The organism is Streptomyces sp. YS-3 (assembly GCF_045257485.1).
Classification (GTDB): domain Bacteria; phylum Actinomycetota; class Actinomycetes; order Streptomycetales; family Streptomycetaceae; genus Streptomyces.
The window spans coordinates 1-1629 of record NZ_JBJHPC010000944.1; the positions used below are offsets into that span (position 1 = coordinate 1).

Annotated in this window: 1 protein-coding gene; it reads right to left on the reverse strand. The window is 70.6% G+C overall.

The genetic code is table 11. The features are described from left to right. Positions 1-171 precede the first annotated feature (171 nt). On the reverse strand, positions 172-1629 hold a 1458-nt coding region (locus ACJA3G_RS36545; protein WP_406557320.1), incomplete at its 5' end, for a GntP family permease.

The following is a 1629-nucleotide window of genomic DNA, read 5'->3' on the forward strand; positions in this document are numbered from 1 at the left end:
CCCGAGGATCCCGGGATACAGCACCCACACCCCCCAAGGGGCGCGGGGAACTGCGCGACCAGCCCACCACGACCCGCAGACAAACCCCCGGCCAAAAGGGGCGCGGGGAACTGCGCGACCAGCCCACCACCCACCCGCAGACAAACACAGGTCCCCGGGGCGGGTTGGGGGCTAAAGCACCAGGCTCAAGGCCGCCGCCACCCCGAACCCCGCCACAGACAGCACACTCTCCAGCACCGTCCACGACCGCAACGTGTCCCGCTCGCTGATCCCGAAGTACTTCGACACCATCCAGAACCCCCCGTCGTTCACATGCGACGCGAAGATCGACCCCGCCGAGATCGCCATGATCACCAGGGCCAGATGCGCCTGGGAGTACCCGCCGCCCTCCACCAGCGGCACCACGATCCCCGCCGTCGTCACGATCGCCACCGTCGCCGAGCCCTGGGCCACCCGGAGGGCCACCGAGATCAGCCAGGCCAGGACGATCACCGGGAGGCCCACGTCGTGGAAGGTCCTGGCGAGTGCGTCCGCGATGCCGGACGCCTTCAGGACCGCCCCGAAGACCCCGCCCGCGCCCACCACCAGCAGAATGTTCCCCACCGGCTTCAACGAGGCCGTGGAGACCCTCTCCAGGGAGGTGCGGGACCAGCCCCTGCGTATCCCCAGCAGGTAGTACGCCAGCACCAGCGCGATCGTCAGCGCCACGAAGGGGTGGCCGAAGAACTCGATCACCGAGCGCGTACGGGAGGGGTCCAGGGCGATCGACGAGAACGTGGCCGCCAGGATCAGCAGCAGCGGCGTGCCGATCACGGCCAGGACCGTGGACAGCGGCACCGGCTTCTCCTGCGACGCGGGCGGCAGACCCGCCGCCTCCCGTTCCGCGGCCACCGCCGCCCGCGCCTCCTGCGCCGCCTCCACCATGTCCTGCGGCACCTCGACGAAGATCCGCTTGCCGATCCACGCGGCGTACACCCAGGCCGCCGCCACCGACGGCAGGCCCACGAGCGCGCCCATCAGTATCACCCAGCCGAGCGAGACGTGGAAGAGGCCGGCCGCCGCGACCGGGCCGGGGTGCGGGGGCAGGAAGGCGTGGGTCATCGACAGGCCCGCCAGCAGCGGCATGCAGTAGAGGAGGATCGATTTCCCAGAGCGTTTGGCCGCCGCGTACACGATCGGGGCGAGGACGAAGATGCCCACGTCGAAGAAGACCGGGATGCCGAAGACGAGACCGGTCAGGCCCATGGCCAGGGGGGCGCGTTCCTCTCCGAAGAGCGCCAGCAGCCGGGCGCTCAACACCTCGGCCCCGCCGCTGACTTCGAGGATCGCGCCCAGCATCGTCCCGAGCCCGATGATGATCGCGACATGGCCGAGGATGCCGCCCATGCCCGCCTCGACCGTGGAGACGGCGGCGGACTTCTGGACCGTACCGAAGAGCTCGGTCACCGACAGTCCGGCGCCCAGGCCCACGGCCATGGAGACCGCGAGGAGTGCCACGAACGGCTGGAGTCTGACCTTGATGATGAGGAGGAGCAGCAGCGCTATGCCCAGGACCGCGACCGTCAGCAGGCCCGTGGTGCCGCCTATCAGCGGGAGGATGCCGCCCGTGTGCGGCGGGGGCGGCGGGGG